We start from the raw sequence: 24433 nt of genomic DNA, 5'->3' as shown, positions 1-24433 counted from the left end.
GTATGACGGCGCGACCCTGCCAGGATTTAAAACGGTTAACGCGAGATGTGCGTGGCGGCATCAGCCAGTCACGCGGATCGACGCAAGAGGATAAAGCACAATGTCCAAACAGATTATGGTGCCGGATATCGGCGCCGATGAAGTTGAAGTCACCGAGATCATGGTGGCCGTGGGTGACAAGGTCGAGCTGGACCAGTCCATCATCGCGGTAGAAGGCGACAAGGCCTCCATGGAAGTGCCGGCCCCGTCCGCCGGTATCGTGAAAGAGATCCTGATCAAGGTGGGCGACAAGGTTGCCACCGGTTCCCAGATCATGATCTTCGAAGCCGAAGGCGCTGCCGCCCCTGCTGAAGTAGCTGCACCGGTTGCTGCTGCTCCGGCCGCCGCACCTGCCGCTGCCGTGCGCAAAGATGTGCACGTACCGGATATCGGTGACGACGAAGTGGACGTGACTGAAATCATGGTTGCCGTGGGCGACATGGTAGAAGCTGACCAGTCCATCATTGCCGTGGAAGGTGACAAGGCCTCCATGGAAGTACCTGCACCGTTCGCAGGCCGCGTAGTCGAGATCAAGGTTGCCGCTGGCGCCAAGGTTTCTACCGGTTCTCTGGTGATGGTATTTGAAGTGGCTGGCGCTGCGCCTGCTGCCGTTGCTGCTCCGGCTCAAGCTGCCGCGCCCGTGGCTGCTGCCCCGGTTGCCGCTGCTGCCAAAGAGGTCAACGTACCGGATATCGGTGGCGACGAAGTGGAAGTCACCGAGATCATGGTTGCTGTGGGTGACAAGGTTGAAGCCGACCAGTCCCTGATCGCCGTGGAAGGTGACAAGGCCTCCATGGAAGTGCCTGCGCCGTTCGCCGGTGTGGTCAAAGAGATCAAGGTGAAGGCGGGTGACAAGGTCTCCACCGGTTCCCTGATCATGGTCTTCGAAGTGGCTGGTGCTGCTCCTGCCGCCGCGCCGGTTGCTCAAGCTGCCGCTCCGGTCGCTGCAGCCCCTGTTGCCGCTGCTCCGGCTCCGGTTGCCCAGGCTGCTGCCGCTGCGACCGATTTCGTTGCCAACGACGCTTATGTACACGCCTCTCCGGCGGTACGCCGTCTGGCGCGCGAGTTCGGCGTCAACCTGGCCAAGGTGAAAGCCTCCGGTCGCAAGGGCCGTATCGTCAAAGAAGACGTGCAAGCCTACGTGAAGGATGCCATCAAGCGTGCCGAGTCCGCTCCTGCCTCTGCTGGCGTAGCCGGTGGTAACGGTCTGGGCGTACTGCCGTGGCCGAAAGTAGACTTCAGCAAGTTCGGTGATGTGGAAGAGGTCGAGCTGACCCGCATCCAGAAGATCTCCGGTCCGAACCTGCACCGCAACTGGGTCATGATTCCTCATGTCACCCAGTTCGACGAAGCCGATACCACCGAGCTGGAAGCGTTCCGCAAAGAGCAGAACGCGATGCTCGAGAAGCAGAAGGCCGACGTGAAGATCACCCCGCTGGTGTTCATCCTGAAAGCCGCCGCCAAGGCGCTGGAAGCCCACCCGCGCTTCTGCAGCTCCCTGTCCGAAGATGGCAGCAAGCTGATCATGAAGAAGTACATCCACATCGGTGTGGCGGTAGATACCCCCAACGGTCTGGTTGTGCCCGTGGTGCGCGATGTGAACAAGAAGGGCATCATGGAGCTGTCTCGCGACCTGGCCGAGATCTCCAAGAAGGCCCGTGCCGGCAAGCTGACCGCTGCCGACATGCAGGGCGGTTGCTTCACCATCTCCAGCCTGGGTGGCATCGGCGGTACCAGCTTTACCCCGATCGTCAACGCGCCGGAAGTGGCCATCCTCGGTGTTTCCAAGTCCGAGATGAAGCCGAAGTGGAACGGTAAAGAGTTCGCGCCGCGCCTGATGCTGCCGCTGGCTCTGAGCTACGACCACCGCGTGATCGATGGTGCTGATGGGGCTCGCTTCATCACCACCATGAACGGCGTGCTGTCCGACATTCGTCGACTGGTCCTGTAAGTGAGAGGGCGGGCCCAGAGCCTGCCCTTTTTACTTCTCATTTCATTAACATGATCGTAAACTTGCCCCGTTTTTTTCACGGCTGCAGCCACCCGTTTCGGTATAAGACTGCGCTGTCCGGGGATATAAGAACGACAAAGAGGTCATGATGAGTAAAGAAATCAAAACCCAGGTCGTAGTACTGGGTGCTGGCCCTGCCGGTTATTCCGCTGCTTTCCGTGCAGCCGATCTGGGTCTGGATACTATTATCGTCGAGCGTTACTCCACCCTGGGTGGCGTCTGCCTGAACGTGGGCTGCATCCCCTCCAAGGCGCTGCTGCACGTTGCCAAAGTGATTGAAGAAGCCAAGGCGCTGGCCGAGCACGGCATCGTCTTCGGTGCCCCGCAGACCGACATCGACAAGATCCGTCTGTGGAAAGAGAAGGTTATCAACCAGCTGACCGGCGGTCTGGCTGGCATGGCCAAGATGCGTAAAGTTCAGGTTGTTAACGGCTTGGGTAAATTTACCGGCCCGAACACGCTCGAAGTGACCGGGGAAGACGGCAAGACTACCGTGACCTTCGACAACGCCATCATCGCGGCCGGTTCCCGTCCGGTGAAGCTGCCGTTCATCCCCCACGATGACCCGCGCGTATGGGACTCTACCGATGCGCTGGAGCTGAAAACCGTTCCCGGCAAACTGCTGGTTATCGGTGGCGGCATCATCGGTCTGGAGATGGGTACCGTTTACTCCTCTCTGGGTTCCGAGATCGATGTGGTGGAATTTGCCGACCAGCTGGTTCCGGCTGCCGACAAAGATATCGTCAAGATCTATACCAAGCGCGTCGCCAAGAAGTTCAACATCATGCTGGAGACCAAGGTCACCGCAGTTGAAGCGCGCGAAGACGGCCTGTATGTCTCCTATGAAGGCAAGCACGCTCCGGCCGAGCCGGTTCGTTACGACAACGTGCTGGTTGCCGTAGGTCGTGTGCCGAACGGCAAGATGCTGGATGCCGAGAAGGCAGGCGTTGCCGTGACCGAGCGCGGTTTCATCGAGGTGGACAAGCAGCTGCGTACCAACGTGGCGCACATCCACGCCATCGGTGACATCGTTGGCCAGCCGATGCTGGCACACAAAGGTGTTCACGAAGGTCACGTTGCCGCCGAAGTTATCGCCGGCAAGAAGCACTACTTCGACCCGAAAGTGATCCCGTCCATCGCCTACACCGAGCCAGAGATGGCATGGGTTGGTCTGACCGAGAAGGAAGCCAAGCAACAGGGCCTGAACTTCGAAGTCGCCACCTTCCCGTGGGCTGCTTCCGGCCGCGCCATTGCGTCCGACTGCTCCGACGGTATGACCAAGCTGATCTTCGACAAGGAGAGCGGCCGCGTCATCGGTGGTGCCATCGTCGGTACCAACGGTGGTGAACTGCTGGGTGAAATCGGTCTGGCCATCGAAATGGGTGCGGACGCCGAAGATATCGCGCTGACCATCCACGCTCACCCGACTCTGCACGAGTCCGTGGGTCTGGCTGCCGAAGTGTTCGAAGGCTCCATCACCGACCTGCCGAACGCCAAGGCCAAGAAGAAAAAGTAATTTTCTTCCCCGCTTGTCTAAAAAGCCGCTCCAATGAGCGGCTTTTTGTTTTCTCCTTGCTGCCCCGACTTCGACAAAGCCCAATATGCTAAAGATAGGTTTTGGCACAGATGAGAGAGGCACGATGCTAGAAGCACCCATTCCACCCGATGAGGTATTGCGGTTGGAGACCCTGCGGCGGCTCTCTTTGCTGGATTCCGAGGCCGAGGAGCGGTTTGATCGGCTGACCCGCATGGCCCGACGGCTGTTCAATGTCCCCATCGCGCTGGTAAGTCTGGTGGATGAAGATCGCCAGTGGTTCAAATCCTGTATCGGACTGGAGGTCCGCGAGACCGCCCGTGACATTTCGTTCTGTGGCCACGCCATCATGGGCAATGAGACCTTTATCGTGCCGGATGCTTCGCAGGATCCCCGCTTTGCCGACAATCCGCTGGTGGTGGGCGGGCCCGGCATCCGCTTCTATGCCGGACAGCCACTGCGGATCGCCAACGGCTGCAAACTGGGGACGCTCTGCATCATCGATACGGTGCCGCGGGAATTGAGCGACGAGGATGTGGGGCTGCTCAAGGATCTGGCGGCGATGGTGGTGCGGGAGCTAGAAGCGGTGCAGCTGGCCACCATTGATGAGTTGACCCTGATCTCCAATCGGCGCGGGTTCGTGATGCTGGCGGAGAAGAGCCTCTCGCTGGCCAGTCGCTTGCAGATACCACTGGCACTGCTCTATCTGGATCTCAATGGCTTCAAGGGGATCAACGATCGGTGGGGGCATGCAGAAGGGGATCGGGCCCTGATCGCCTTTGCCACTCTGCTCAAGCTGGCTTTTCGTGGCGCCGATGTGTTTGCCCGCATGGGCGGCGATGAGTTCGCCGTCCTGCTGCCCAATGTGGTGGAGGCGCAGGCGCAACTGGCCTATGAGCGTTTCAATGCCATGTTGGCCGAGCACAATCAGCACAGTGGTTGCGGCTATGCGCTGACCTGCAGCACCGGGATTGTCTGCTATGACGGGCACGGCTGTGCCTCTCTGGCCGAGCTGCTCACCCGCGCGGATGAGCTGATGTATCAGCGCAAACGGGATGGCAAGGGCTGACTGCTATGCCGGATTAGCCGCCACCAAAACAACAGAGAGCGCCACGGCGCTCTCTGTTGTTGATGGCTTAGGTCAAGGCCTGGGTCAGAGTCGGAAGTTGCCAACCAGCTTGTCCAGATGACCGGAGAGCTGCTGCAGGCTGCGGCTCGATTCGGTCAGCTGGTGGGCGATATCGGCGGTCTCCATGGTGAGCTGGTTGATATCTTCCACGTTGCGGTTGATCTCGCCGACCACACTGGACTGCTCCTCGGTGGCGGTGGCGACCTGGATATTCATGTCGTTGATCTGGGTGATGTGGGCGGTGATCTGGCCGAGGGCGGCGTTGGCCTCATCGGCCTGGCTCACCACCTCCAGACTTTGGTTACGCCCCTGCGCCATGGCGCTGACAGCGCGGGCACTCTGCTCCTGCAAGCGGTTGATCATCCCCTGGATCTCGGCGGTCGAGGCGGCGGAGCGGTTGGCCAGATTGCGCACCTCATCTGCCACCACGGCGAAACCGCGACCCTGTTCACCGGCGCGAGCGGCCTCGATGGCGGCGTTCAATGCCAGCAGGTTGGTCTGCTCCGAGATGCTGCGGATGGTTTCGAGGATGCTACCGATGGAGTCGGTCTGGCTGGCCAGCGACTCGATAACCCCTGCCACCTGCTCAATCTCGCCGGAGAGGTCGACGATGCCGTGGCGTGCCTGCGCCACCACTACCGCACCCGCATCGGCCTGATCGTTGGCCTGTCTGGCTACTTCGGCTGCCAGCGAAGCGTTACCGGCGATCTCGCTCACCGTGGCCCCCATTTCGTGGATGGCGGTGGCCACCTGCACAGTGCGGTCACGCTGGGCAGTACAGTTGTGCTGGGTCAGCTGCGCCTTGTTGGCCACCTCGTTGGCGGTGGCTGCGAGCTGGCGGGAGTTCTCCGCCACCTGCTCGATGGAGCCGTGGATCTTGGCGACGAAGTTGTTGAAGCCGGTGGCGACCTGACTCAGTTCGTCACGCCCCTCCACTTTCAGGCGCTGGGTAAGATCCCCATCGCCGCTGCCCAGCTCCTTGAACAGGCGGGCCAGCTCGTTGAGCGGGCGGCTGACCGAGCCTGCCAGCAGCATCCCCATCAGCCCCATGGCCAGCGCAATCACCAGCGAGATCATCAGGATCTCGTTGCGGGTCTGATCCAGCTCGGCATAGATCTCGGCTTGCGGCACCTGGGCCACCAGATACCAGTCGAGCAGCGGGATATAGCTGCTGGCCAGTACCATGGGCTCGCCATTTACCTCGGCGTTGATGACGGCAAAGGGGCGTTTGGCCAGCAGGCTGCCGGTATCACCGCTGGCAATGTTGCCAAGCGTATCACGCTCGATGCGGTTGGCCTCGGGGTGCAGCTTCACCTTGCCGCTGCCATCGACCATGAAGACGATGCCGCTCTCTTCCAGCCGGAAGTTGGAGACCATGGTCACCATGGTGTCGAGGGATTTGGCAAAGCCGGCCAGCCCGCGCCCGTTGAGCTGCTGGAAGTTGACGAACAGCTTCACCTCGCCGTTGCTCTCGCGGAAGATGCTGAGGGTCATCTCCTTCTGGCTCTTGGTGTAGTCATAGAACCAGGCGTCTTGCGTGGGGGTCAGGTTGCGCAGAAAGCCATCCTGGTTGTAGTAGGCAGCGGTCTGGCGATCGGCGAAGGAGGCGGTCACCAGACCATACTGATTGGCCACATCCTTGAGCTGGTTGATGAGGATCGGCTCCTGCTCTTTGGGCATGCCCCGATCCACCCAGTCGAGGATGAAGCGGTCGGTGGCCAGTTGGCGGGCTGCCTGGGCGATGCCGTGGAGATCCTGCTCAATCTCCTTGCTGATCCGCTGGGTCAGGTTGGGGAGCTCCTGCTCGAACATCCGGTTTTCGATCAGTTGCTGGGCCGAGCGTTGACTGAAGTAGCCTACCAGCAGGCAGGAGACGACCACGGCCAGGGTGACAGTGGCCAGTATTTTCTGTTTAAGAGTGAGGGTTGCCAGCATAAAGGTGCTCAAAAGGTTGAGATTGACGACGCTCATATTAGCGGCAGCGCGGCGCTACCCATGAGGCTTGCAGCCATTTATTTGCGGATTACGTTTGCGCTCACAGGGGCGGCGGCGTACCCCTTCGCCATGCAGCACAGGCGGGATGCGGATTGACGGTTGCGCTAACTGCCGGGCCCCTTATAGTAGAGGCCATCCTTGGTGACTGACCCTCTGAATAATATGGAAAATATGATGCGCAGCTTAGGTGCGGGATGGACCCGTCTGCTTTTGGTGATGCTGGCGGCGATGCCGCTGCTGGCTGTGGCGGCACAGGGGGATCGCCCGAAAATTGCGGTGGTGCTCAGCGGCGGCGGCGCCAAGGGCTCTGCCCATATCGGCATCCTCAAGGTGCTGGAGCAGAAACGGATTCCGGTCGACATCATAGTCGGTACCAGCATGGGCTCTTATGTGGCGGGGATGTATGCCATGGGGCTCAGTGCCGAGGAGGTGGAGCGCACCACTTTGGCCATCGACTGGAACAAGGGGTATCAGGACAAGGTTGGCCGCGACGAGCTGTCGCTGCGCAAAAAGCAGCAGAACGAGCAGTACCAACTGCGCACCGACATAGGGGTGAATGGTGACACCACCCAGCTACCGGACGGTTTCTTCCAGGGCCAATCCATGGCCAGCCTGCTGCGGGGGGCCACCTCCAACTTGCCGGTGCAGGCGAGTTTCGATGATCTCCCCATTCCCTACCGCGCCATGGCGACCGACATGGAGACGGTCACCCCCTTCGTGCTCGATCACGGCAGCCTGGCCAAGGCGATGCAGGCCTCTATGTCTATTCCCGGCGCCCTCAAGCCGGTGGAGTGGGAGGGGCACATCCTGGCGGACGGCGGCAGCGTCAACAACATGCCGGTGGATGTCGCCAAGGCGATGGGGGCCGACGTGGTGATCGCGGTGGATATCAGTGCCAAGCTGCGTACCCGGGAGTCCCTCAAGTCAGGGTTGGCCATGATTGACCAGCTCACCACCTACATGACCCAGGTGGGCACCGACAAGCAGAAGGCGCTGATGGGACCGAAGGATATTCTGATCGCCCCCGAGTTTGGCGATATGGGGATCGCCGACTTTGCCCGGATGCCGGAGGGGATCAAGATCGGTGAGACGGCGGCTGACAAGGTGTCGCTGCAACTCGATAAGCTGTCGCTCACCAAGGCGCAGTACAACGCCTATCGCAACCAGAAGCTGAGCCGCCGTGCCGAGCGTAGCGGTCAGCCCGCCTACTTCATCGACAAGGTGGAGATCATCAACAAGTCGCGCCTCTCCGACGAGACGGTGCGCGCCATGCTGAAAGTGCGGCCGGACAAGGTACAGACCAACGAGAGTCTGGAAGCGGGCATTCGCCGCCTCTATGCCCTTGAGTCCTTTGACCGCATCACCTACGAGGTGGAGGAGCGTGACGGGGAGAATGTGCTGCTGGTGGACGCCAGCGAGAAGAACTGGGGGCCGGGCTACCTCAACTTCCAGTTCGGTTTCACCGATGACTTCGAGAACACCTCCAACTACAACGTCGGCATGTCCTATACCCTCACCAACGTCAACGAGTGGGGTGCCGAGTGGCTGACCGAGGCGTCGCTGGGCACGGCCAAACATATCAAGACAGACTTCTATACCCCGCTCGAACCCTCCCAGACCTTCTATGGTGAGGCGAGTCTGGCCTATGACCAGACCCTGCGCCGCCTGTTTTTCCCCAATCCGGATCCCGAGGCGGTTTCGATAAGCTATCTCGACTCCGAATACTCCTTCTTCAGCGGTGATCTGGCGGTGGGCTGGAACCGCCAGCCCTGGAGCCGGTTGTCGATGGGACTGGAGGGACAACTGGGCACGATTGATGTGAAGAACTTCAAGGGGCTGGAGATGGATGCCACGGCGTGGGGCCCCTATGTCCGCTTTGAACACGACAACCTGGATAGCCGCTATTTCCCCTATCAGGGGGTGAAATGGGACATGAAACTGGGCCACTCCCACGTCAGTGTGGATGGGCTCGAGTCGGCAGATGGGCGCAGTGAAGGCTGGAATTATCAGCTCTCCATGATCAAGCCCTGGTCATGGGACAGGCACAGCCTCAACCTGATCCTCGAAGGGGGTGGCTCGGGCAGTGAAGAGGTGGTGCCGCTGCATATTCAGGATCTGGGCGGGCTGTTCCGCCTCTCCGGTTTCCAACGCTACCAGCTGAGCGGTCGCTATAGCCTGTTTGGTGGCCTGCGCTACATCTATCGGGTGGCGGACAACGACTTCGGTGCCCTCAAGATGCCGCTCTATCTGGGTGGATCTCTGGAGCAGGGCGGGGTCTGGAACAAGGGTGAGGATATCAGTCTGGAGAGCTCCTTCACCGCCGGTTCGCTTTATGTCGGGGTGGAGAGCTTCCTCGGCCCTGTGTTCCTCGGCTACGGCATGGCGGAGGGGGGCAATGACGTCTTCTATCTGCAATTGGGCAGTACGTTCGAATAATGCTGAAATGATGCCAATTTGTTAACTCTGGTTGAGGGCGCTCAATTAATTTTCAAAAAATACCAGTCTGTTTAATTGGTTACGATTTTGTGGTGAATAAGTAAACAGGGTTTGGATTTTAATTAGTCGTTAAAACTTATATAGTGGGGAGCACCCTACGGGGTGTCCCGCAAGGACGATCGCCGCGAGCGTGGGCGAACCCCAAAAAAAGACCAAAGAGGAATTAGTCGTGCTTGAAACATACCGTAAACACGTCGCAGAACGTGCCGCCGAGGGCGTGGTTGCCAAACCTCTGGATGCAGAGCAGGTCGCCGCCCTGGTTGAGCTGCTCAAGAACCCGCCCGCTGGCGAAGAAGACTTTCTGAAAGAGCTGTTGTCCTCCCGTATTCCCCCCGGTGTTGATGAAGCGGCCTATGTCAAAGCCGGTTTCCTCACCGCCGTCGCCAAGGGCGAAGCCCACTCTCCCATCCTGACTGCCGCCGAAGCCGTTGAACTGCTGGGCACCATGCAGGGTGGTTACAACATTCAACCGCTGATCGACCTGCTGGATCATGCCACTCTGGCGCCGCTTGCCGCCAAGGGGCTCTCCCACACCCTGCTGATGTTTGACTCCTTCCACGACGTGGAGGAGAAGGCCAAGGCGGGCAATGCCCACGCCAAACAGGTGATGCAATCCTGGGCTGATGCCGAATGGTTCCTCTCCCGCCCGGAGCTGGCCGAGAAGATCACCGTCACCGTGTTCAAGGTGACCGGCGAAACCAACACCGACGACCTCTCTCCGGCACCGGACGCCTGGTCCCGCCCGGACATTCCGCTGCACGCGCTGGCGATGCTGAAAAACGCCCGTCCCGGCATTACCCCGGACAAGGATGGCGCCGTCGGCCCCATCAAGACCATCGATGCCCTGAAAGAGAAAGGTTTCCCGTTGGCCTATGTGGGTGACGTGGTCGGTACCGGATCTTCCCGTAAATCCGCCACCAACTCGGTGCTCTGGTTTATGGGCGACGACATTCCGTTCGTGCCGAACAAGCGCGCTGGCGGTGTCTGTCTGGGTGGCAAGATTGCCCCGATCTTCTTCAACACCATGGAAGATGCCGGCGCACTGCCTATCGAAGTGGACGTCTCCAAGCTGGAAATGGGCGATGTGATCGACATCTACCCCTATGCCGGCAAGATCTGCAAACACGGCACCGAACAGGTGCTGGCGCAGTTTGAACTGAAAACCGACGTGCTGATCGACGAAGTACGCGCCGGTGGCCGTATTCCGCTGATCATCGGTCGCGGCCTCACTGACAAGGCCCGCGAAGCACTGGGTCTGCCGTTCTCCACCGTATTCTGTCGCCCGCAGCCGGTGGCCGATACCGGTAAAGGCTTCACCCTGGCCCAGAAGATGGTGGGCAAGGCGTGCGGCGTGAAGGGCATTCGCCCGGGCACTTACTGCGAGCCCAAGATGACCACGGTCGGCTCTCAGGACACCACGGGCCCGATGACCCGCGACGAGCTGAAAGATCTGGCCTGCCTCGGCTTCTCCGCCGATCTGACCATGCAGTCCTTCTGCCACACCGCCGCTTATCCGAAGCCCATCGACGTACAGACCCACCACACCCTGCCGGACTTCATCATGAACCGCGGCGGCGTGAGCTTGCGTCCGGGTGACGGCGTCATCCACTCCTGGCTGAACCGCATGCTGCTGCCGGATACCGTGGGTACCGGTGGTGATTCCCACACCCGTTTCCCCATCGGCATCTCCTTCCCGGCGGGCTCCGGTCTGGTGGCCTTCGCCGCTGCTACCGGCGTGATGCCACTGGATATGCCGGAGTCCGTGCTGGTGCGCTTCAAGGGCGAACTGCAACCGGGCATCACCCTGCGTGATCTGGTTCATGCCATTCCCTACGCCGCCATCCAGAAAGGGCTGCTGACCGTCGAGAAAGCGGGCAAGAAGAACATCTTCTCCGGCCGCATCCTCGAGATCGAAGGTCTGCCGACCCTGAAGGTGGAGCAGGCGTTCGAACTGGCTGATGCCAGCGCCGAGCGTTCCGCTGCCGGTTGCACCATCAAGCTGGATAAAGAGCCGATCATCGAGTATCTGAAGTCCAACATCGTGATGCTGAAATGGATGCTCTCCGAAGGCTACGGCGACGTACGCACCATCACCCGTCGCATCAAGGGGATGGAAGAGTGGCTGGCCAACCCGACCCTGATGGAAGCGGACAAGGATGCCGAGTACGCCGAAATCATCGAGATCGATCTGGCCACCATCAAGGAGCCAATCCTCTGTGCGCCGAACGATCCGGACGATGCCCGTCTGCTGAGCGACGTGGCTGGCGACAAGATCGACGAGGTGTTCATCGGTTCCTGCATGACCAACATCGGTCACTTCCGCGCCGCCGGCAAACTGCTCGAGAAGTATCAGGGCGAGCTGCCGACCCGCATGTGGATCGCACCGCCCACCAAGATGGACAAGGATCAGCTGACTGAAGAGGGCTACTACGGCATTTTTGGTCGCGTCGGTGCCCGCATCGAGATCCCGGGCTGTTCCCTGTGCATGGGCAACCAGGCGCGGGTAGCGGAAGGGGCCTCGGTGGTCTCCACCTCCACCCGTAACTTCCCGAACCGTCTGGGTAAAGGTGCCAACGTCTATCTGGCCTCTGCGGAGCTGGCCGCCGTTGCCGCCATCCTCGGCAAGATCCCGACCGTGGCGGAGTACCTGCAATACGCCAAGGCGCTTGATGCCACTGCGGCAGATACTTACCGCTACCTCAACTTCAACGAGATCGCCTCCTACACCAAGAAGGCCGATGCGGTGATCCTGCAACAAGCCGTTTAACGGAGTTCTTGCGCGATTTGCGCGATAAGAAGCCAATAATGCCGCGTATTTACGCGGCATTATTTATTTGTGTGCTATTCACCGTCTTTTTTGAAGATTGTTTGCACGATCCTTGCTAGAGAGATCCAACCACCTGTTTGGTGGTTCGTTTTATAAACGCTTTGGGTTATGTTGTTCGGTTATGTGCGGTAATGATGAGGCCTCGTTATCGAGGGAAAGTGGATATCTGTTCACTGGGTGCTTGCGTTGGCAGGCCTGACGAATTGCGGCGTGGTTCTTTATGTTTCTGTTCAGGATCGATCTCTCCCGAACCGGGTTACGCTTCGGCGGTGCCTTGCTGGTCTTTACCCTGCCGCTGCTGGTGGGAGCTTGGCTCATCCACAGCAATTATGTGCAGGAGCTGAAAGCGGAATCCAGCGCCTCGGCCCACAAGGCCAGAACCCTGATGGAGTCGATGCTGGATCATGCGGAGCAGGCCAATCGCTCCGTGCTGCCTCTGGTGAATGCTCCCTGTCGCGACAACCTGCTGGTGCTGCGCAAGAAGGTCGCCATCGAGCCCTTCCTGCGTTCGGTCAATCTGGTGCGAAACGGCATCATCAATTGCACCTCGCTGTTTGGTGAGGCCAATGATGCCGATGACGGCTCCATTTACACCGACCGCAAGCTGCTGCTGATGAGTGGCAACCGGGTGCGGCAAAATCACCCGCTGCTGGTGGTGCGCACCGAGCAGGGCAAGGATGCCGCCTTGAGTGCCATCGACAGTACCCAGCTCAGCTTCATGCTCTCCATGAGCGGAAAATCCAGTGCGCTCTATCTTCAGGTGGGATCGGCCTGGCTCAATGAGTCTGGCCGCTATCTGAGCGAGGCGCCCACCCTCCATCGCGGGATCAGCCAGGCCCTCACCTCATCCCATTATCCTTTCACCATCCATGCCGGTTATGCCATGCCGGTCTACTGGAAGTCGCTGTGGGCCGCGCGGCATGTGGCGCTGTCGTGGCTGGCGGTTTCCTCGCTTTTGCTGGCCTGGCTGGTGTGGTGGGTGCTGGGGCGGCCCGGCTCGCCAACAGATGAGTTGCGACGAGCCCTGCGGGCCAGGGAGTTTGTTCCCTATCTGCAGCCGCTGATTGCCAGCCACGACGGCAAGATGATGGGCGCCGAGGTGCTGATGCGCTGGGAGCATGTCAATGAAGGGGTGATCCGGCCCGATCTCTTTATTCCGCAAGCGGAGGAGTCGGGACTGATCGTCCCCATGACCACCCATATCATGAAGCAGGTGGCGACACGGTTGAACCGCTCTCAGGAGCAGTTGCCCGATGGGTTTCATATCAGCTTCAACATCAGCGCCGCCCATTGCCACGATTTTGCCCTGCTGGCCGAGTGTCGCGCCTTCCTCGGTCACTTTGTTCCCGGCAAGGTGGTACTGGTGCTGGAACTGACCGAGCGGGAGCTGCTGATGTCAGATCCCCAGACCCTCTCCCTGTTCCGCCAGCTGGACGAGATGGGGGTCAAACTCGCCATCGACGACTTTGGCACCGGCCACTCCAGCCTGGCTTACCTGCAGCAGTTTCATGTGGATTACCTCAAGATCGACAAATCCTTTATCGCCCGCATCGGTACCGAGTCGCTCTCGGAGCATATCGTGGACAATGTGATCGATCTGGCGACCCGGCTCGGTCTGGCGCTGGTGGCGGAAGGGGTGGAGAGCGAGCGTCAGGCTGACTACCTCAGGGCCAAAGGGGTCGATTATCTGCAGGGGTACCTGTTTGCCCGCCCCATGCCGCTGCGCCAGTTCTGCGAGGAGCTGCTGCCGGAAGAGGCACAGACCCGCCAGCCAGATGCGGTGCGAGGCATCCCGAACGCCACCTGATCTATCGGTGACAGACGGGCGGCCACGCTCCCGTCTGGCAGGGTAGGGAAGTGCTATATCCCTATCCCCCCTCGAGTGCAGGGGCTTGTTTTCCATGCCTTGCGGCTCGCTTTTCGGTAGAATCGGCGCTCATTTTGACGTCAGTAAAAGATGAGGCGCGGTATGACGGTTCAGTTCCAGGCATTTCACAGCATCAAGGCGATCGGTAATCGGGAGGTGCTGTTCAACTGGTCGAGAACCAATCCCCTCGGGGCGCTGGATCAGGTGTGGCGCCCGAAAAGCCGCGACGAGTTGCAAATGCTGCTGCGGGAACATCCCGAGCGCAAGCTGCGCCTTATCGGCTCCGGCCTCTCTTTTGAACCCATCCATAGCGTCTATGCCGAGGGCAGTCAGGCGCTGCTGGTGGACTTGCACCACCTGCGCGGCCAGCTGGCGAAAACGGCCGATACCGTGACCTATCAGGCGGGTACGCCCCTCGATACCGTTTATGCCGAGCTGATCGCCATGGAGCGGATGCTGCCCGCATCCCCGGGCGTTATCGGCATCCAGACCCTGGGCGGCGCCCTCAGCACAGGTACCCACGGTCAGGGGCTGCACCAGTCTGCCCTCTGCGATGCGGTGGAGGCGATGACGGTGATGCTGGCCAATGGCGACATCATCCGGGTGGATCGCACCGACCCGCGCTTCGGGGCCTTCGTGATGGGGATGGGGATGCTCGGCATCCTGCTCGACGTCACCCTGCGCACTGTGCCCAATCGCATTATGCGCTGCACCAAGTTCACCACCGATTACCCCTTCCTCCTGGAGCACAACGAGCGGCTCAACCGCGAGCACGGCTTTGTGAAGAGCTGGTGGTTTGCCTGGACCGGCGAGAGCCACATCTGGCTGGTGGATCCCGCCTCCGATGAGGAGGTTGCCCGCTACCGCGCAGGTGGCAGCGAGCCGCTGCTGCTGGATGGCGATATCGACGCCCGCATGAATGCCACCATTGATGCCACTTTGCAGAAGATGGCGAAAGACACCAAGGATGAGGCGCTGGCGGGGGAGCACTTCGAGACGGTGCGCCGCTTCAAGGATGCCTCCGATCTGGTGGGCAACGTCTACCAAATTCTCTGCAAGGGGATCCCGGCACCTCAGATCAACTGTGAGGTAGCGGTGCCGCTGCATCGCATGAACGAGGCACTGGAGACCCTGCAAGCGTGGCAGCAGGCCAATCCGGGTGTGTTGCACTACCCCTTTATCCTGCGTTGCACCGGTCCTTCCGAGGCCTGGCTCAGTGCCGCCTACGGCCAGCCGGTCTGCTGGATCGGTTTTCTGGTCTATCTGGCGGCGGACGGCACCTTCGTCAACGGCTCCATGGAGCAGATGCGCGAGCTGCAGCAACTGCTGGCGCCCCTTGGCGGCATTCCCCACTTCGGCAAGCATCTGGCGATGGAGCTGTATGACTTCCCGGCCCTGCTGCCGCGCTGGAACGACTTCGTGGCGTTGAAAGCCGAGCTCGACCCCCACGGCCGCTTTGAAAACCGCTGGCTCAGCGACCTGTTTGCCAACCGGTAAGGATCTGACATGACCGATATGCAAGATACCCGTATCCCAGTGACCCTGCTGACCGGCTTTCTCGGCAGCGGCAAGACAACTCTGCTCAACCACTGGGTCAAGCAGCCGGAGCTCGGTGAGTGCGCAGTGCTGATCAACGAGTTCGGCTCGGTGGGGCTGGATCACCATCTGGTGCAACAGGTGGATGAGCAGGTGATGCTGCTCGACTCCGGCTGCATCTGCTGCTCGGTGCAGGGCTCTCTGGTGGAGGCGCTGCAGGGGCTCTTTATGAAGGCCATCCAGCGCAAGATCAAACCGTTCAAGCGGCTGATTATCGAGACCACAGGTCTGGCCGATCCTGCTCCCGTGCTTTTTACCCTGCGCGAAGAGGGCTTTATCGCTCAGCGTTATCGCTTCGATGGCACCGTCACCGTGGTGGATGCCGGTCATATTGAGCAGCAGTTGGCGGCCCAGTATGAGGCGGTGAAACAGGTGGCGCTGGCGGATCTGCTGGTGGTGAGCAAGGGGGATCTGGTGGAGGACGAACAGCTGGCGCGGGTCGAAGCCCAGCTGGCGGCACTCAACCCGGCGGCCCCCATCCAGCAGGTGACCAATGGCGAACTGTCGCCCAAGGTGCTGGAGAAGCTCGGCGCCTACAACGAAGCGGCGGGGCGCGATGTGCGCCAGCTGCTGGCCTGGCTGCGCACCGAATCCCCCAAGCAGGGGCTGGCATCACCGATGCAGCCGAAGATGCAACCGTTCGCTGCCAAGGTGGGCACAGCTGCGCCCACCCACTTCGAGCACGGCAACATCGAGAGTTTCTCCCTGCGTATCGGTGAGCCGCTCAAGCCCTCTCGCCTGCTGGCCGCCATCGATGCGGTGCAGGCCCAATACGGCGATGCCCTGCTGCGCCTCAAGGGGATCTTGCAGCTGGAAGGAGAGAGCCAGCCGGTGGTGATCCACGGCGTCCACGGCCAGCTCTATCCGCTGCAGGCATTGGGTGACTGGCCGGAGGGCAAGGCCCAGTCCCGACTGGTGTTTATCGTGAAAAGTCAGGACAAGGCCGGTATCGAGCAGCTCTTTATGGCGACCCTCAAGGCCCCCGAGCCCACTCTGGAAGAGCGGCTCAAAGCCATGCTGGGTCAGCCCGACAACTGATCTTGCGCGTTGCGGCTCTCCTGCATCGGGTCAGGACGGCGACGGTTGAACAGCACAAACGCCACCGGCACAAAGTAGAACGAGAGCAGGGTCGCCAGCGCTGTGCCACCGGCGATGGCGATGGCAAAGGGTGGCCAGAGGCCGCCGCCCCCCAGCAATAGCGGGATGAAGCCGCCCACCGTGGTGATGGTGGTCGAGACGATGTGGCGGCTGCAACCGGCCACCAGGTCACGGATCTGCGGCAGATTGCCCTGTTGTGCCAGCGGGTCTGCCTTCAGCTCGGCCAGAATGACGATGGCGGCGTTGATGGCCAGCCCCATCAGTCCCAGCAGGGCGATGATCACCGTAAACCCGAAGGGGTACCCCAGTAGCCAGACCCACAGCAGGCCGAGCCCCGCCGACTGGATCGCCACCAAGGTGACGATGCCTGCCAGCCGGAACGAGTTGAAGCTGAGCACCAGCACGGCCACCAGCAGCACGGCGACCAGGCTGACGTGCGCCATCAGATTGCCCACCGATTCATCCCGCTTGGCGGCTTCTCCGCCAAACTCCAGTCGATAGCCCGGCGGCAACGCCAGCGCCTTGGCGGCCAGCCTCTCTTTGACCTGCTCCAGCACGGTTTGCGGCAGTACGCCGACCGCCAGATAGGCCTCCAGCACATTGACCCGCTCACCATCCCGACGGCTGATTTCCCCCCAGCTTGGCTGCAGCTCGGGAGTGGCCAGCGCCCGCAAGGTGAGATTGGCTGCCCCTTGCTGGCCGGTGCCGGTGAGCGACAGCGGCACATTGAGTAGCGCATCCGGATCCTGACGCAAGGGCTCGGCAAGCCGCACCCGAACCGGGATCGACTCGGTGCCTTCCAGCACAGTGCCGCCCAACCTGCCATCCAGTGCGCCCGCCAGCCGGGAGGCAACATCGGTCAGGCTCATGCCTGCCAGTCGGGCGGCCTCCTCATCGACCTGCAACCAGAGTTTGGGGGCCCCTGCCTGCAAGGTGGCGCGGGTCTGCACCACGGCCGGGGTATTGGCGAGCAGACTGCGAAGCTCCTCTCCCAGACGGTGCAGCTGTTCAAGGTCGGGGCCAAACAGCCGCAGCTCGACCGGGGCATTGAAAGGCGGCCCCTGTTCCAGCTTGCGCACCAGGATCTGCGCTTCGGGAAATTTTGCATCGAGCCGCTGTTGTAGTTGTGGAATGAGCCGTTCGGCGGCATCGGCATCCTGCAGGGTGATCATCCCCTGGGCGTAATCGGCCCGCCCCTGTTTTCTGGGCACCAGGTTGTAGTAGAAGCTGGGGGCGTTGTCGCCCACCACCCAGTCCTGACGAACCAGCTCGGGGAGACTGGCCAGCTCGGCAGAGATCCCCAGTGCCAGCTCGCGGGTGCGCGCCAGGCTCGCCTGTGGGGAGAGGCTGGCCTCGATGTGGATCATGTCCCGGTCGGCAGGGGGAAAGAACTGTTCGGTGAGGCGGCCCGCCACCCAAAAACCTAGCAGGGGCAGCAGACTGACCAGCAGCAGGGTTCGCCAGGGGTGAGCCAGCGCCATGGCGATGCTCTGCTGGAAACGGGCGCTCACCCGGGGCAGGCGCAAGCCATCCTGATACCAGCGTCCCCCCTGGTCACTGCCAATCCAGCGAGCTGCAAGGCCAGCCACCAGGGTGTGGGCGATGAGGTAGGATCCCAGCAGTGAACAGATTACCGCCCAGGCGATACCGCCGACAAACTCGCCCGCCGGGCCCGGCATCAGAATGATCGGCATAAAGGCGAGCATGGTGGTGAGGGTGGAGCCCAGCAGTGGCAGCCAGAGGTGGCCGATGGCTTCCAGTGCGGCGGCACTCATGGCCATGCCGTGGCGGCGCTGATACTGCACCCGATCCGCCATGACGATGGCGTTGTCCACCATGATCCCGAGTGCCACCACCAGACCGGTGACCGACATCTGGTGAATGGGCAGATTGATCAGGTTTATGCAGGCGAATGAGAACGCCACGGTAAGCGGCAGCGACAGGGCCACGATAATGGCGGCCTTGACACCCAAGGTCACCAGCAGCACGGCCACTATGATGAGAAAACCCTGCACAATGTTGATAAGCAGGGTGTCGAGCCGCTGATCGGTATAACGCTGCTGATCGAAGCTGGTGACGAGGCCGATATTATCCGGCAAGTCCTGTTGCAGCTGAGTCAGCATGGAGTCGACCCGTGCCGACCAGAGGTCGATGCGGTGATCCTGTGCCATGCGCAGACCGACCACCACGGCCCGCTCACCATTGGCAAAGGCCAGCTGGCTCTCCGGCTGGTGCAGGGTACGCCGTACCTCGGCCAGATCGCCAAGGCGCAGGGTCTGGCCCTGCTCGCCAGTCCGCAGCGGGATCTGGCGGATCCGCTCCAGGGTATCGAGGGCGCCGCGGATCTCCACCTGAAAGCGATTGTGGCTGCCCTGCAACTCCCCGGCGGCCACTTTGGCATCGGCACCACTCAGCGCCTGGGCAAGCTGTTCGCCACTCATGCCGCTGGCACTGAGGGCGAGGGGATCGAACCGTACCTCGATCTCCTCCTGCGGTGCCCCGACCCGCTCGACGTATTCGGTGCCCGGCAGCTGGCGAGCCCGGCGTTCCAGCTCGGCGCTGTAGCGGGCGAGGCGATCCAGCTGCGGCTGGCCCGGCCCGCGCCAGACCATATTGACCAGGCGGGTGAAGGGGTAGCCCTTCTCGTCATCCAGCTTGGGGGCACTGGCGCCGGCTGGCAGTCCGGCGGCCAGATCTGCCAGCCGGTCACGGACTCTGGTCCAGACGGGCTCGACATCGCTGACCTCATCCTTGAGCTCCAGATTGATGATGGAGAGACCGGGGCGAGAGCTCGACTCGATCAGCTTGATCTCGCTCTGGGCCCGCAGCCGGTTCTCGATGGGCTCGCTCACCAGCGCCTCCACCCGCTCGGCACTGGCCCCGGGGAAGTGGGTAACCACGCTGGCAAAACGGCTGGTGAGCTGGGGATCTTCGGTTCTGGGCAGGGTCTGCAATGCCGCAAGGGCGGCCGTCAGCAGCAGCGCGACCGTCAACAGCAGCAGGCGGCCATTCTCGATAAAAGGGCGGATCATGACTGTGGCTCCGGATGCGCCGCCTGATGATCCACGCTGGTGGTCAGGGTGACCTGCTGGCCCGGCACCAGTTTATGCAGGCCATCGGTCACCAGCTGTTCTTGTCCATTCAGGGCACCACTGATCCAGGCCCGCTCGCCATCTTGTTGCAGCAGGGTGACGTCCCGACTGACCACCCGGGGTGGCGTTTCGTCATTGAGCAGATAGAGGGTCCAGCTGCCGCGCAATCCCTGGGTCAGCGCGGTGAGCGGCACTTCGTAGGCGCGGGTAGGCTCGCGGGTCTGATGCAACAGGGTGATCAGTTGCCCCTCTGCCAGTTGTTCGCCGCCCCGGGTCAGCTGGAAGCGGGCGGTGCGGGTGTGGGTCTGCCCGTCCACTTGTACCCCCAGATTAAGCAGGCGCCCCTCCAGTGATTGCTCCCCGCTTTGCAGGGGGTAGTGTTGGCCGACGATCAGGGACTCGGCCTGTTTCACCGGTACGCCGATATCGGCCTCCCACTGACCGCTGCGGGTGAGGGAGAAGAGAGGCTGGCCTGCGGCCACCACAGCCCCCAATGCCTGCTCGCGGCTGACTACGATTCCGTTGAAGGGTGCGCGCAGCTGTGATTTCTCCTGTTTGACCCGGTTGGCTTCGAGGGCGGCGGCCAGCTGGTTGGCGCTTGCCTCCAGCATGCGGACTTTGCCTTGCTGTTCATCCAGCGCCTGTCGGGAGCTGAACTGCTGCTGGCGCAGGGCGGTGAGTCGTTCGAGCGTCTGCCGGGCAAGGGTCAGCTCGGCCTCGTTCTGGGCAGCCCGGGCGGCCAGCTCTTTGGCTTCCACTGCCAGCAGCCGGGTATCCAGTGTGGCGAGCAGTTCGCCAGCCGCGACCGGCTCTCCCCGTCCCTTGTGCAGAGTGGCGATCCGCCCTGCCAGCTCGAAGCCTATCTGGCTGTGCTCGGGGGCGATCACCCTGCCATTGAAGCGGTGCAGCACCGGGTAGTGATCGCTGGCTTGCAGCGGCTGGGCGATCACCCGGGTCAGGGCGGGTGTTTCTTCTGACTCTGTGACCGGGCTGCAGCCACTCAGTAACAGCGCCAGCAGGATTAAGCAAAGTGTCATGACATCATCCTCTGGTTGACATAACATCAAATCACACCGGTGAGTCTAGTTTTTCGAAACTAGACTGTCCAGTTTGATTGTGGAGGAAAAATGAACATTTCACCCCGTAGTCAGCAGAAGCGAGCTGCGATCCTCGATGCTGCCGGGCGGCTCTTCTGTCAGCACGGTCTGCATCTGGTCAGCATGGACATGGTGGCCAGTGAAGCGGGCGTCTCCAAGCAGACGGTCTACAGCCATTTTGCCAACAAGGAGTCGCTGTTTGCCGAAGCGGTGGGCAGCAAGTGCGTCAGCAGCGAGCTGATGCCGGAGGTATTGTTGCGTGGCAACAATGTGCGGGAGAGTCTGATTGCCTTTGGTCGCAGCTTTCGCAAGTTGATCCTGAGCGATGATGCCATCAATATCTTTCGCACCTGCATCAGCAGCAACGATGCCCAGCTGGCCACCCTTTTTTTCGAGGCGGGCCCGCTCTATGTGACCAAGATGCTGTCCAACTGGCTGGAGCAGCAGAAGCAGCAAGGCCTGCTTTGCCATCAAGACAGCGAACAGGCCGCCTTGCAGCTGTTGCTGATGTGGCAGGGCAAGGAGCGCATGCTCCGTGAGCTGGGTCTGCCGTTGACCCAGAGCGCTGCCGAGCAGGATGCCTGGACCCTGAGTTGTGTCGATCTCTTCCTGACCGCCGCCGCTCCCCCGCAAAAATAATGGAGGTGGCAATGAGCCACACAGTGACAGATGCCCAGCGCAAGTGGCTGCCCCTGCTGGCGGCGGTCGGTTTCTTTATGCAGGCGCTGGATGGCACCATTCTCAACACCGCCCTGCCCAGCATGGCCGAGACCTTGGGGGAGAGCCCGCTGCAGATGCAGTCGGTGATCATCGCCTACATGCTGACGGTGGCGCTGCTGATCCCGGCCTCCGGCTGGCTGGCAGACAGGTTCGGTACCCGCCGCATCTATCTGGCCGCCATCTCGCTCTTTACCCTCGGCTCGCTCGCCTGCGCCGCCTCCAATTCGCTCTCCATGCTGGTCGCCGCCCGGGTACTTCAGGGGATTGGCGGTGCGCTGCTGATGCCGGTGGGACGGTTGGCGGTGCTGCGGGTCTATGACAAGCACGAGCTGCTGCGGGTGATGTCGTTTGTCACCATCCCGGGGCTGCTCGGCCCGTTGATGGGGCCGGCGCTCGGTGGCTGGCTGGTGGAAGTGGCGAGCTGGCACTGGGTATTTCTCATCAACCTGCCGGTGGGGCTGCTCGGCTTTATCGCCAGCTGGCACTTTATGCCGGAGCTGCGGCAGCAGACCGCCCGGTTCGACTGGCAGGGCTTTGTGATGTTCAGCGTCGGCATGGTGCTGGTGTCGGTCGGCTTGCAGGGGCTGGGGGAGCACAGCATCTCCACCGGTTGGGCGCTGTTTGCACTGATCTTCGGCTTGGCGGCGATGGCGAGCTACTGGCTCTATGCCGCCAATGCACCGCAGCCGCTCTTTAGTTTGAACCTGTTCAAGACCACCACTTTTGCCATCGGCATCTGGGGCAACCTGTTTGCCCGCCTCGGCAGCGGCGCCATGCCCTTCCTCACCCCGCTGTTTCTGCAGCTGGGGCTGGGTTTCTCGCCAAGCAAGGCGGGGATGACCATGATCCCCACCGTGATTGGCGCCATGCTGACCAAGACGCTGGTGAACAAGCTGATTCCGAAGGTGGGCTATCGCCGCATTCTGATCGGCAACACCCTGCTGCTGGGGGCGATGATCGCCAGCTTCTACTTTATCGACAACCAGCTCCCCTACGGGGTCTTGCTGGGCTGGCTGGCGATCTTCGGCGCCATCAACTCGCTGCAGTTCTCCGCCATGAACACTCTTACGCTGCAAGATCTCAGCCCAACCCTGGCCAGCAGTGGCAACGGTCTGCTCTCGGTGGTGATGCAGCTCTCCATGAGTTTGGGGGTGGCGATTGCCGCCAGCCTGCTCGGGCTCTTCTCGGCGGGCTCCTCAGCGGGCACCTTAGTGGCCGAGGGGCAGTGGCTGGCCGGGTTCCACCTTACCTACCTCTGTGTCGGGTTGCTCTCCATGCTGGCGGCGCTGATCTTCGCCCAGCTGGCGCGCGATGGGGCTACGCCGTCGGGGCGGGCAGATAGCTGACCTCGCAGGGGAGCTGCGCCAGTACCTCGGCCAGATGCTCGGTCGCCAGCAGAAAGGTCTGCTCCGGGTGGCCCGGAGTCCAGGTGAAGGCGGTGTGGTTGAGCAGTTGCGGGTCCACCAGTAGCGGAATATCGGCGCGGGGCAGGAAGGGGCAGACCGCCCCCGGCAGGCAGCCGATCTCCGCCTGCATCTCCTCGGCGGTGCAGATGGAGGGCTTGCCACCGAGCGCGGCCTTGACCGCCTTGTTGTCGAGCCGCCCGTCCCTGTGGGTCAGCAGCAGGGCGAAGCGGCCATCCTTGAACTTGAGAAACAGGGTCTTGCTGAACTCCGCCTGCCAGCCTAGGCGGGCCTTGACCTTTTCATCGGTGGCGTAGTCGAGGATGGGTTCATGCTCATAGCGCTGGTGGGGCAGTTCGGCCAGCAGCTGGCAGTTGAAGTGGTGAATGGTATCGAGTGGCATGGGGTTCTCCTGTAGTGGGCGCTATCCTGCCAGCCTCGCAGGGTCAGGCCCAATGACACTTTCTTATCCGTGATAAGCAACCCTGTCCGTGCAAACAACAAGGGCGCCGTGAGGCGCCCTTGCGGATCAGTGATGTTGCAATTCACACGCTTCCCAGTGAAAGGGAATGGGGCACAGCTGCTGGGAGGCCTTGTCATAGGCTTGCCACAGCTCGCCCATGGTGCGGCCATCGACGGGGTGGCGCAGGGTGGGGGCCAGCTCGGCCAGCGGCCAGAGCACGAAGGCGTTGGTGAGCACTTCACCGCGCGGCAGCGCCAGCGGGGTGTCGCAGACCAGATCGCCATAGAGCAGCAGATCGAGATCCAGGGTGCGCGGGGCGAACTTCTTGGCATCCGGCTCGCGGCCGTGGGCGAACTCCATGGCCCGCAGTCGCTGGCAGACGGTGGTCAGCGGCAGATCGGTTTCGGCAGCCGCCACCAAGTTGTAGAAGGGGCGGCCGTTGAAGCCGACTGCCTCGCTCTCGAATACCCGGGAGACCCGCAGCTCGCCAAATTCGGCGTGCAGGGCATCGAGTCCGGCACGGATATGGCGATCCCGCTCGATGTTGGAGCCGAGGCTGATATAGATGGTGGTCATCAGTTGCTGCTCGCGGCCGGAGTGCGATGGCGCAGGATCTCGACGCCGACCCCGGCGGCATTGGGCACGGCGCCCGGCTTGGTGAGGGTCACCTTGACCCACTGTACCCGCTTGTCGGTCAGAACCAGCATGGCGACCTGCTCGGCCATGGTCTCGACCAGTTCAACCACCTTGCCGCTGACATGCTCGCAAATCTTGTTGGAGAGGTCGGCATAATCCAGTGCCAGATTGATGTCGTCGGTTGCTGCCGCGGGGCGGTTGTCGAACCCCATCTCGAGGTCAAAACGGAGCTTTTGGCGAATGCCCTTCTCCCACTCATATACACCTATGGTGGTCAAAACTTCGAGTCCGCGAATAAACACCTTGTCCATGACTGTACTTCTTCTTTACTCTTGATGGGCTGTGATGACAGCGCAGGGATGCTGGCCGGGCAACAGGCTTGCCGAGGCGCTCTGGGTGGGCATGGGCCCATGCCAGCGTATGTGGCCCG

At 61.6% G+C, this 24433-nt stretch carries 16 protein-coding genes; 10 read left to right on the top strand and 6 right to left on the bottom strand.

What is annotated here, in order from left to right; translation table 11 throughout:
* The first annotated feature begins 100 nt into the window (after positions 1-100).
* The 3 genes from aceF to AB5Y90_RS09860 all read left to right on the top strand — a co-directional run bounded on the left by aceF (position 101) and on the right by AB5Y90_RS09860 (position 4653).
* Positions 101-1990, top strand: a complete 1890-nt coding sequence (gene aceF, locus AB5Y90_RS09870; protein ID WP_005336125.1) for a pyruvate dehydrogenase complex dihydrolipoyllysine-residue acetyltransferase — start codon at positions 101-103, stop codon at positions 1988-1990.
* Positions 1991-2138: 148 nt separating this feature from the next.
* Positions 2139-3566, top strand: coding sequence for a dihydrolipoyl dehydrogenase (lpdA, locus tag AB5Y90_RS09865; protein WP_005341659.1), 1428 nt, complete (start codon positions 2139-2141; stop codon positions 3564-3566).
* 124 nt (positions 3567-3690) lie between these two features.
* Positions 3691-4653 carry a sensor domain-containing diguanylate cyclase gene (locus AB5Y90_RS09860; protein WP_274160610.1) on the top strand — a complete coding sequence of 321 codons (963 nt, stop codon included), beginning with the start codon at positions 3691-3693 and terminating at the stop codon, positions 4651-4653.
* Between the two features lie 84 nt (positions 4654-4737).
* On the opposite strand, the gene AB5Y90_RS09855 is transcribed toward AB5Y90_RS09860, so the two are convergent.
* A complete protein-coding gene (locus tag AB5Y90_RS09855; RefSeq protein WP_265784060.1) occupies positions 4738-6648 on the bottom strand; it encodes a methyl-accepting chemotaxis protein in 1911 nt (636 codons plus the stop codon).
* A gap of 234 nt (positions 6649-6882) precedes the next feature.
* Between AB5Y90_RS09855 and AB5Y90_RS09850 the strand changes: the two genes are divergently transcribed.
* The 5 genes from AB5Y90_RS09850 (at position 6883) to AB5Y90_RS09830 (ending at position 16532) form a co-directional block, all read left to right on the top strand.
* Entirely contained in the window at positions 6883-9144 is a 2262-nt protein-coding gene (locus AB5Y90_RS09850; protein ID WP_113740279.1) for a patatin-like phospholipase family protein, read from the top strand.
* A 229-nt stretch (positions 9145-9373) separates the two neighbouring features.
* Entirely contained in the window at positions 9374-11971 is a 2598-nt protein-coding gene (gene acnB, locus AB5Y90_RS09845) for a bifunctional aconitate hydratase 2/2-methylisocitrate dehydratase (protein WP_368166842.1), read from the top strand.
* A gap of 280 nt (positions 11972-12251) precedes the next feature.
* Positions 12252-13838: an EAL domain-containing protein gene (locus AB5Y90_RS09840; RefSeq protein WP_201952874.1), complete on the top strand. Its 1587-nt coding sequence runs from the start codon at positions 12252-12254 to the stop codon at positions 13836-13838.
* Between the two features lie 162 nt (positions 13839-14000).
* A complete protein-coding gene (locus AB5Y90_RS09835) occupies positions 14001-15395 on the top strand; it encodes a D-arabinono-1,4-lactone oxidase (RefSeq protein WP_201952870.1) in 1395 nt (464 codons plus the stop codon).
* 9 nt (positions 15396-15404) lie between these two features.
* On the top strand, positions 15405-16532 hold the full coding sequence (locus tag AB5Y90_RS09830) for a GTP-binding protein (protein WP_160880587.1): 1128 nt from the start codon (positions 15405-15407) through the stop codon (positions 16530-16532).
* On the opposite strand, the gene AB5Y90_RS09825 is transcribed toward AB5Y90_RS09830, so the two are convergent.
* Positions 16517-19624 (bottom strand): efflux RND transporter permease subunit, encoded by a 3108-nt coding sequence (locus AB5Y90_RS09825; RefSeq protein ID WP_265784063.1) that lies wholly within the window; start codon positions 19622-19624, stop codon positions 16517-16519. The two genes, AB5Y90_RS09830 and AB5Y90_RS09825, sit on opposite strands and share 16 nt — an antisense overlap.
* Positions 19621-20721, bottom strand: coding sequence for an efflux RND transporter periplasmic adaptor subunit (locus AB5Y90_RS09820; protein WP_201952865.1), 1101 nt, complete (start codon positions 20719-20721; stop codon positions 19621-19623). The genes AB5Y90_RS09825 and AB5Y90_RS09820 overlap by 4 nt, the downstream gene beginning before the upstream one ends.
* 90 nt (positions 20722-20811) lie before the next feature.
* On the opposite strand from AB5Y90_RS09820, the gene AB5Y90_RS09815 reads away from it, so the two are divergent.
* Together AB5Y90_RS09815 and mdtD are read left to right on the top strand one after the other, a co-directional pair.
* Complete coding sequence (locus tag AB5Y90_RS09815) at positions 20812-21420, top strand: TetR/AcrR family transcriptional regulator (protein ID WP_201952862.1); 609 nt, start codon at positions 20812-20814, stop codon at positions 21418-21420.
* A gap of 11 nt (positions 21421-21431) precedes the next feature.
* A complete protein-coding gene (mdtD, locus tag AB5Y90_RS09810) occupies positions 21432-22847 on the top strand; it encodes a multidrug transporter subunit MdtD (protein ID WP_201952859.1) in 1416 nt (471 codons plus the stop codon).
* Here the strand turns inward: mdtD and AB5Y90_RS09805 are convergent.
* The 3 genes from AB5Y90_RS09805 to folB all read right to left on the bottom strand — a co-directional run bounded on the left by AB5Y90_RS09805 (position 22819) and on the right by folB (position 24314).
* The gene (locus tag AB5Y90_RS09805; protein ID WP_201952854.1) at positions 22819-23307 is read right to left on the bottom strand and encodes a YbaK/EbsC family protein; all 489 of its coding nucleotides are present in this window, start codon (positions 23305-23307) and stop codon (positions 22819-22821) included. The genes mdtD and AB5Y90_RS09805 overlap by 29 nt on opposite strands.
* Positions 23308-23433: 126 nt before the next feature.
* On the bottom strand, positions 23434-23943 hold the full coding sequence (gene folK / locus AB5Y90_RS09800) for a 2-amino-4-hydroxy-6-hydroxymethyldihydropteridine diphosphokinase (RefSeq protein WP_201952852.1): 510 nt from the start codon (positions 23941-23943) through the stop codon (positions 23434-23436).
* Positions 23943-24314: a dihydroneopterin aldolase gene (gene folB / locus AB5Y90_RS09795; RefSeq protein WP_201952849.1), complete on the bottom strand. Its 372-nt coding sequence runs from the start codon at positions 24312-24314 to the stop codon at positions 23943-23945. The genes folK and folB overlap by 1 nt, the downstream gene beginning before the upstream one ends.
* Positions 24315-24433: the final 119 nt, after the last annotated feature.

The sequence above is a fragment of the Aeromonas sp. R4-1 genome (genome assembly GCF_040908325.1).
Lineage (GTDB): Bacteria > Pseudomonadota > Gammaproteobacteria > Enterobacterales > Aeromonadaceae > Aeromonas > Aeromonas veronii.
This window is presented reverse-complemented; position numbering and strand designations above follow the sequence as displayed.

What these genes read in the sequence shown, in the direction of transcription:
- aceF (WP_005336125.1), top strand. Translation starts at nt 101, where the DNA reads ATGTCCAAACAGATTATGGTGCCGGATATCGGCGCCGATGAAGTTGAA.
- lpdA (WP_005341659.1), top strand. Translation starts at nt 2,139, where the DNA reads ATGAGTAAAGAAATCAAAACCCAGGTCGTAGTACTGGGTGCTGGCCCT.
- AB5Y90_RS09860 (WP_274160610.1), top strand. Translation starts at nt 3,691, where the DNA reads ATGCTAGAAGCACCCATTCCACCCGATGAGGTATTGCGGTTGGAGACC.
- AB5Y90_RS09855 (WP_265784060.1), bottom strand. Translation starts at nt 6,648, where the DNA reads ATGCTGGCAACCCTCACTCTTAAACAGAAAATACTGGCCACTGTCACC.
- AB5Y90_RS09850 (WP_113740279.1), top strand. Translation starts at nt 6,883, where the DNA reads ATGCGCAGCTTAGGTGCGGGATGGACCCGTCTGCTTTTGGTGATGCTG.
- AB5Y90_RS09840 (WP_201952874.1), top strand. Translation starts at nt 12,252, where the DNA reads ATGTTTCTGTTCAGGATCGATCTCTCCCGAACCGGGTTACGCTTCGGC.
- AB5Y90_RS09835 (WP_201952870.1), top strand. Translation starts at nt 14,001, where the DNA reads ATGACGGTTCAGTTCCAGGCATTTCACAGCATCAAGGCGATCGGTAAT.
- AB5Y90_RS09830 (WP_160880587.1), top strand. Translation starts at nt 15,405, where the DNA reads ATGACCGATATGCAAGATACCCGTATCCCAGTGACCCTGCTGACCGGC.
- AB5Y90_RS09825 (WP_265784063.1), bottom strand. Translation starts at nt 19,624, where the DNA reads ATGATCCGCCCTTTTATCGAGAATGGCCGCCTGCTGCTGTTGACGGTC.
- AB5Y90_RS09820 (WP_201952865.1), bottom strand. Translation starts at nt 20,721, where the DNA reads ATGACACTTTGCTTAATCCTGCTGGCGCTGTTACTGAGTGGCTGCAGC.
- AB5Y90_RS09815 (WP_201952862.1), top strand. Translation starts at nt 20,812, where the DNA reads ATGAACATTTCACCCCGTAGTCAGCAGAAGCGAGCTGCGATCCTCGAT.
- mdtD (WP_201952859.1), top strand. Translation starts at nt 21,432, where the DNA reads ATGAGCCACACAGTGACAGATGCCCAGCGCAAGTGGCTGCCCCTGCTG.
- AB5Y90_RS09805 (WP_201952854.1), bottom strand. Translation starts at nt 23,307, where the DNA reads ATGCCACTCGATACCATTCACCACTTCAACTGCCAGCTGCTGGCCGAA.
- folK (WP_201952852.1), bottom strand. Translation starts at nt 23,943, where the DNA reads ATGACCACCATCTATATCAGCCTCGGCTCCAACATCGAGCGGGATCGC.
- folB (WP_201952849.1), bottom strand. Translation starts at nt 24,314, where the DNA reads ATGGACAAGGTGTTTATTCGCGGACTCGAAGTTTTGACCACCATAGGT.